This is a genomic window from Mesorhizobium sp. M7A.F.Ca.MR.245.00.0.0 (assembly GCF_003997415.1).
Classification (GTDB): domain Bacteria; phylum Pseudomonadota; class Alphaproteobacteria; order Rhizobiales; family Rhizobiaceae; genus Mesorhizobium.
In genome coordinates, this window is the sequence record NZ_RZTE01000038.1 from 38,256 (window position 1) to 44,422 (window position 6,167).

At 62.9% G+C, this 6,167-nt stretch carries 7 protein-coding genes; 5 read left to right on the forward strand and 2 right to left on the reverse strand.

What is annotated here, in order from left to right; all coding sequences use genetic code 11:
* Positions 1-947: alpha/beta fold hydrolase (locus EOB80_RS27395; protein ID WP_245466453.1), on the reverse strand; the 947-nt coding region annotated here is incomplete at its 3' end.
* A 78-nt stretch (positions 948-1,025) separates the two neighbouring features.
* Positions 1,026-1,847: an SDR family oxidoreductase gene (locus EOB80_RS27400; protein ID WP_127323154.1), complete on the reverse strand. Its 822-nt coding sequence runs from the start codon at positions 1,845-1,847 to the stop codon at positions 1,026-1,028.
* 328 nt (positions 1,848-2,175) lie between these two features.
* Between EOB80_RS27400 and EOB80_RS27405 the strand changes: the two genes are divergently transcribed.
* The 5 genes from EOB80_RS27405 to EOB80_RS27425 all read left to right on the forward strand — a co-directional run bounded on the left by EOB80_RS27405 (position 2,176) and on the right by EOB80_RS27425 (position 6,102).
* Positions 2,176-3,210 carry a cysteine synthase A gene (locus EOB80_RS27405; protein WP_023812064.1) on the forward strand — a complete coding sequence of 345 codons (1,035 nt, stop codon included), beginning with the start codon at positions 2,176-2,178 and terminating at the stop codon, positions 3,208-3,210.
* Complete coding sequence (locus tag EOB80_RS27410; protein ID WP_127330924.1) at positions 3,210-3,953, forward strand: alanyl-tRNA editing protein; 744 nt, start codon at positions 3,210-3,212, stop codon at positions 3,951-3,953. The genes EOB80_RS27405 and EOB80_RS27410 overlap by 1 nt, the downstream gene beginning before the upstream one ends.
* A 39-nt stretch (positions 3,954-3,992) precedes the next feature.
* Positions 3,993-4,859, forward strand: coding sequence for a 3-mercaptopyruvate sulfurtransferase (sseA, locus tag EOB80_RS27415; RefSeq protein ID WP_127330926.1), 867 nt, complete (start codon positions 3,993-3,995; stop codon positions 4,857-4,859).
* Between the two features lie 5 nt (positions 4,860-4,864).
* On the forward strand, positions 4,865-5,428 hold the full coding sequence (locus EOB80_RS27420; protein ID WP_127330928.1) for a GNAT family N-acetyltransferase: 564 nt from the start codon (positions 4,865-4,867) through the stop codon (positions 5,426-5,428).
* A 116-nt stretch (positions 5,429-5,544) separates the two neighbouring features.
* Positions 5,545-6,102 carry an OmpA family protein gene (locus EOB80_RS27425; RefSeq protein ID WP_127330930.1) on the forward strand — a complete coding sequence of 186 codons (558 nt, stop codon included), beginning with the start codon at positions 5,545-5,547 and terminating at the stop codon, positions 6,100-6,102.
* Positions 6,103-6,167 lie beyond the last annotated feature (65 nt).

Below are 6,167 nucleotides of genomic sequence, written 5' to 3' on the forward strand. Positions count from 1 at the left end.
GCGATCCTTTGCGCCAGAAACGCCGTGGTCGATGGCGACAGCGCGTCGCCGGCAATGACGTGATTGTCCGGGTCGCCGGTGTCATCGACCGGAACCAGTTCATGCGGCGCGCCCCAGCGCCCGGCAATCTCGCGGGTGCGGTCGGCCCGCACCACTTTGTCCGAATCAGAAAAGATGAACAAAGCAGGGATGGTCGCCTTCTCCACCGGCGCGCCATAGGCAAGCTCGGTCAGCGCCTGCATCGGCAAGGTTGCTTCGATCGGATAGCGGGTGGTCCAGAATTTTTCATTCAGCGCGTTGCGTGGCACGAAGCTATGTTCCTTGCCGGCGACCAGCCTGGCGATTTGTTTGCCCCACGGCATGGTCAGGATCTCGGCGCCCGAAGCCTTGACGCCGAAGTTCGGGGAGATGAACGCAATCGCCGCCACCCCGTCCGATGCACCGGGCTGCGTTGCCGCCCAGACGGCCAGCGAGCCGCCGGTCGACGTCGAGATGACGATCACCTTGTCGCCGATCGCCCGGCCGATGGCGAGCGCTTCCTCATAGTCGTTGATCCAGGCGTTGATGCTGCCTTGCGTCATCGCCGCGCCATCCTGCCCGTGACCGGTGAGCCGGGTGTAGAAGAGATTGGCATCAAGCTGTTCCGCCACTTCGTCGGGCAGCGGGCGGACCTCGCCCTTGGATGCGGAAAAGCCGTGGATGTAGACGATCGACAGCGGCGTCCTGGCATGCACCAACGGATCGGCCCAGACGATCTCTTTTTCCAGCCCGTCACGGATTCCGGGGATGGCGGCTTCCGCCTTTGCCACATAGGCCTGCGGATCGTCAGCGATGAGCGAGGGATCGAAACGGATCGTGGTGTCGACGCGAACGCGCGGGCCGAGCACGAAGGCCAGTGCGAGAATGGCGATCAGGCCCAGCACAGCAAGCACGATCCGTCGCCCCATCGCAGACTCCACGCAGCACTTGTCTCAACCATGACCAAGGCGGCCCGTAACGGTGAGCCTGCCAATTTCGCCGGCGTCCTATTCGATCGGGGGCTTGCGGTCGTAATGCAGCGGCCGCGCCTTCCAACCGGTCATCAGGCTGATAAACCCTCTGCACAGCGGTCTCGGCAGCAGGCCGAGCAGTTTCAGGGGCCAGCTGGTCCGGCGCGGGAAATGGACTTCGAAGCCGCCCGACTTGATGCCCCGCGCCATGCGGCGCGATGCGCGGCTGACCGGCATCAGTCCCGGCATGGGCAGCATGTTCTTCTCGGTCAGCGGGGTGTCGATGAAGCCGGGATTGAACACCTGGATACGCACGTTCATCTTGTCGAAATCATATTTCAGCGACTCGGCCAGGATGTTGATGGCCGCCTTGGTGCCGCCATAGGCGGCCGTTGTCGGCCAGCCGAAATAGGATGTCACCGAGCCGACCAGCACGACATGGCCGCGCGCCCGCACACGCATGCGTTCGACCGCGGGCACGAGGCCGTTGATGATGCCGAAATAATTGACCTCGAAGGACCGGCGAAAGTCGTTGACGACAAGATTCTCCCCCGGCGTCGAAATGTAGTTCCCTGCATTGAAGATGGCGAGCACGATGGGACCGAGCTCCTTCTCGATCGCGGCGACGGTTCTTGCCATGCGCGGCTCGTCGGTGACATCGCAGGGAAAGGCGGTGACACTGCCCGGCATCTGCGCGGTCTCGACGACAAGCGTGTCGATCGGATCGTCGTCAAGCGCCGTCACCGCGACGGCATAGCCCTGGGAAGCAAGATCCCTGGCCAGCGCACGGCCGATGCCGCTTGAGCCGCCCGTGATCCAGGCGACGCCGTGCTTCGGGTTAGCCCGGTAGAGTGTCATGCTGCGCCCTGTCGACTTGTTGGTGCTTTGCTCTAGAGCGGTTCACCGTTTCACGGAAACGGCGAACTGCCCTATCTCCTTGTTTCTACGCAATTCCGGACGGAAAACCGTTTCACACTTTTCCTGGAATTGCTCTAGCGGTGAAGAAATCGAATGAAAAGCCGCTTTTCAACGTCAGCCGGAAATGAACAGTGGCGCAAGAGGCCAGCCTCGGGAAGCGCCGACGCAACAACAGCACTGCAAATGCGACTGGACCAGACAAATTCTTGCCTTGAAACCGCAGCTTCGGGTTTCTAGGGTTTCGGCGCACCTACACAAGGAATCCTGAATGCCCCGTTCTGTGATCGACGCGATCGGCAACACGCCTCTGATCCGCCTCAACAAAGCTTCGGAACAAACCGGTTGCGAGATCCTGGGCAAGGCCGAATTCATGAATCCCGGCCAGTCGGTCAAGGATCGTGCGGGCCTGTTCATCATCCGCGACGCCGAGAAGCGCGGGCTGCTGAAGCCCGGCGGCGTGATCGTCGAGGGAACGGCGGGCAATACCGGCATCGGGCTGACGCTGGTCGCCAAGGCGCTCGGCTACCGGACCGTGATCGTCATTCCCGATACGCAGAGCCAGGAAAAGAAGGACACGATCAAGCTGCTCGGCGCTGAGCTGATCGAGGTGCCGGCCGTGCCCTACAGGAACCCCAACAATTACGTGAAACTGTCGGGGCGGCTGGCCGAACAACTGGCAAAGACAGAACCGAACGGCGCCATCTGGGCCAACCAGTTCGACAATGTCGCCAACCGTGACGGCCATATCCGCACCACCGCGGAGGAGATCTGGAACCAGACCGGCGGCAAGGTCGACGGTTTCGTGTCGGCGGTCGGTTCTGGCGGCACGCTAGCCGGCGTCGCCTCCGGACTGAAAGCCAAAAGCCGGGATGTGAAGATCGCGCTCGCCGATCCGCTGGGGGCCGCGCTCTATTCTTTCTACACCAGCGGCGAGCTGAAGTCCGAAGGCAGCTCGATCACCGAAGGCATCGGGCAGGGGCGCATCACCGCCAATCTCGAAGGGTTCACGCCGGATTTTTCATTCCAGATCCCCGATGAGGATGCGCTGCCGATCGTCTTCGACCTGATCCAGGAAGAGGGCCTTTGCGTCGGCGGCTCGACCGGCATCAACATAGCCGGCGCGATCCGTCTGGCCAGGGAACTAGGCCCCGGCCACACCATCGTGACCATTCTTTGTGACTATGGCACGCGCTATCAATCAAAACTGTTCAACCCGGAATTCCTGCGCGAAAAGCAGCTGCCGGTGCCAGGCTGGATGGAACTGAAGAGCACAATTCCGGTGCCGTTCGAAAAGGTCGCGTGATGGCAAACAGGACGGACGCCCTGTTTCGCGACGATGCCTATCTGCGGACGGCGGACGCAACTGTCGTTGCCGTCAACGATCGCGGCGGTATCATCCTCGACCGGACAATCTTCTACGCCACGTCGGGCGGCCAACCGGGCGATACCGGGTATCTCGAACGTGGCGACGGCAGCCGAATCGCCATTGCCGCCACCCTCACCGGTGAGACCAAGGACGAGATCATACACGTGCCGGCGCCGGAGCAGGCGGTTCCGCAGCCCGGCGAGGCGCTGAGGCTGGCGATCGACTGGGAGCGGCGGCATCTCCTGATGCGCATGCACGCGGCTTGCCACCTGCTTACCGTCGTCTGCCCGTTCCCGATCACCGGTGCCTCGGTTTCCGAGGACGACAGCCGTGTCGACTTCGACGCTCCGGATGCCGGCTTCACCAAGGAGGACGTCACCGCCGGGCTGATGGACCTGGTGCGGGCCGATCATCCGATCTTTGTCAGGCTGATCAGTGACGAAGACCTGGCCGCCAATCCCGGCCTGGTGAAATCCAAGAACGTTCGGCCGCCGGTGGGCACAGGCAAGATCCGCCTGGTCTGTATCGGCGACAACGCATCCGTGGACAGCCAGCCCTGCGGCGGCACCCATGTGAAAAGCACCGCCGAAGTCGGCGAAATCCACATCGGCAAGATCGAGAAGAAGGGCCGCGAGAACCGGCGCTTCCGCATCCGCTTTGGGCCGATGCCGGCAAACTGAACAGGACAGTGATCGCCAAAAAGCGAGCAGGAGAACAAAATGGCCGAGGACAGCCCCTTCACCGTCGACGCAGACTGGCTGCAGCAACGTCTCGGCGAGCCGGGCCTGACGATCATCGACGCATCCTGGTATCTCCCGGCGCAGAGGCGCGATGCGCGCGGCGAGTATGAGTCGGCCCATATCCCGGGCGCACGTTTTCTCGATCAGGATGCCGTTTCGGACCCGGATTCGCCCCTGCCGCATACCTTGCCGTCGCCGCAGCATTTTGCCCAGTATGTCGGCGCCATGGGCGTTTCGGCCGATGACACAATCGTCGTCTACGACGGCCCGGGTTTCTTCTCCGCACCCCGGGCGTGGTGGATGTTCCGGGTGATGGGCGTCTTTCAGACCTATATTCTGGAGGGCGGCTTCGATGGCTGGAAAGCGGCCGGCAGGCCGGTGACGGCTGAGCCGACGAAGATCGCGCCAAGCGTGTTTCATGCCGATTTCGACGCCGGGCGCGTCGCTGGCCTCGCCGACATGCGCGGGATCGTCGACACCAAGGCGAACCAGATCGCCGACGCCCGTGGACCGGGCCGCTTCACCGGCACTGAACCTGAGCCGCGCGCGGGTATCCGTTCCGGCCATATGCCCGGCGCGCGCAATCTGCCCTATTCGGCGCTGTCGGAAAATGGCGAGCTGCTGTCGAAGGACCGCCTGCGCAAGGTGATCGAGGAGGCCGGCATCGATCTGTCGAAACCTGTCGTCACTTCATGCGGCTCCGGTATTACCGCGGCGGTGGTGACGCTGGCGCTGGAAACGCTTGGCCATACGAACAACAGGCTTTACGACGGCTCCTGGACGGAGTGGGGCGGGCTTTCCGACACGCCTGTCGTGACCGGCCCCGTTGTGATCGGCAAGGAATGAAGACGATGGAAAACGGCGCGCTGGAAGACATCGAAGTCACGGTGACGTTCCTCGAGATGCATGTGCCTCCGGCCTATTCACCGGCCGTGCCGTATAACCGTCAGGTCGCGCTGCTGAAGACCAAGGACATTCCGCTGCATTTCTACCGCTATCTGATGGACCGGGTGGGGCGCAAATGGCACTGGGTCAATGTGCTGAGGCTGGATGACGACGAGCTTTCCGCCGGTATCCATCGTGAGGATCGCGACATCAGGGTCCTTTACCTCGACGGCGCGCCCGCCGGCTTCTTCGATCTCAAGCCGCATCTGCCGGAAGAAGTCGAACTCGCCTATTTCGGCATGATGGAACATGCCACCGGGCAAGGCATCGGCCGCTGGTTCCTGGGCTCCGCGATCGCCGCCGCATGGTCGCATGGGCCGAAGCGGGTGACGGTGCAGACCTGCACGCTCGATCATCCGGCGGCTCTGCCGCTCTACCAGAAGCTCGGCTTTGCACCGGTGGCGCAAAAGAGGGAAATCGTCCATCCGCTGCCTTTCACCGAGCGCGCGGCCAGCGTCATGCGGCCCTAGACTAGCCGGAAGCTGACACGGGTTCGAATCTGAACCCGCCGTTCATCGGCCCTTCAGGCTGTTTTTGGCATGTTGCCGGCACCATCAATGCGGCCAAGGCCGAAGGAGACGAAGATATGCTGACCCGCCGTACACTTGCCGCCGCGCTGATCGCGGCAATTGCCATGCCAAGCCTGGCCGCAGCCCAGGCGACAACGCCTTCGGCCGCGACGATCGAGCGGAAGCTCGAGGCGGCGCCGCGTGTGAAATTGCGGCCGAACGAGCGCGTCACCATCCGCGAATTCAAGCGGCGCCCGGACTTGCGCCGCATGGCCCGCTCGATCGATATCCAGTCGATCAACTTCGCCTTCGGTTCGGCGGCTATTGCCAACTCGCAATACGACAAGATCGAGACCATTGCCGACGCGCTGCGGCGCATCCTGCGCCGCGATCGCGGCGCCCGCGTGCTGATCGAGGGCCACACCGACGCCGTCGGCTCCTTCCAGTCGAATCAGGCTCTGTCCGAACAGCGCGCCGCTTCGCTCAAGCGCACATTGGTGCGCGAATTCGGCGTGCCGGGTCATGCTCTCGAGACAGTCGGCTATGGCGAGGAGTTTTTGCTGGTGCAGACGCAGAACGAAAACTGGCGGAATCGCCGGGTGACGCTGCGCCGCTTCGACGATTTCATCCGTTGAGCCGCAGCTCTGAATTTTAGTTAGCCGGCGCTTTCGACGGGACTTGATGAGAGCCGGTCGCCGAC

Coding starts and splice junctions, on each gene's coding strand:
- sseA (WP_127330926.1), top strand. CDS start 3,993: ATGGCCGAGGACAGCCCCTTCACCGTCGACGCAGACTGGCTGCAGCAA.
- EOB80_RS27400 (WP_127323154.1), bottom strand. CDS start 1,847: ATGACACTCTACCGGGCTAACCCGAAGCACGGCGTCGCCTGGATCACG.
- EOB80_RS27405 (WP_023812064.1), top strand. CDS start 2,176: ATGCCCCGTTCTGTGATCGACGCGATCGGCAACACGCCTCTGATCCGC.
- EOB80_RS27425 (WP_127330930.1), top strand. CDS start 5,545: ATGCTGACCCGCCGTACACTTGCCGCCGCGCTGATCGCGGCAATTGCC.
- EOB80_RS27420 (WP_127330928.1), top strand. CDS start 4,865: ATGGAAAACGGCGCGCTGGAAGACATCGAAGTCACGGTGACGTTCCTC.
- EOB80_RS27410 (WP_127330924.1), top strand. CDS start 3,210: ATGGCAAACAGGACGGACGCCCTGTTTCGCGACGATGCCTATCTGCGG.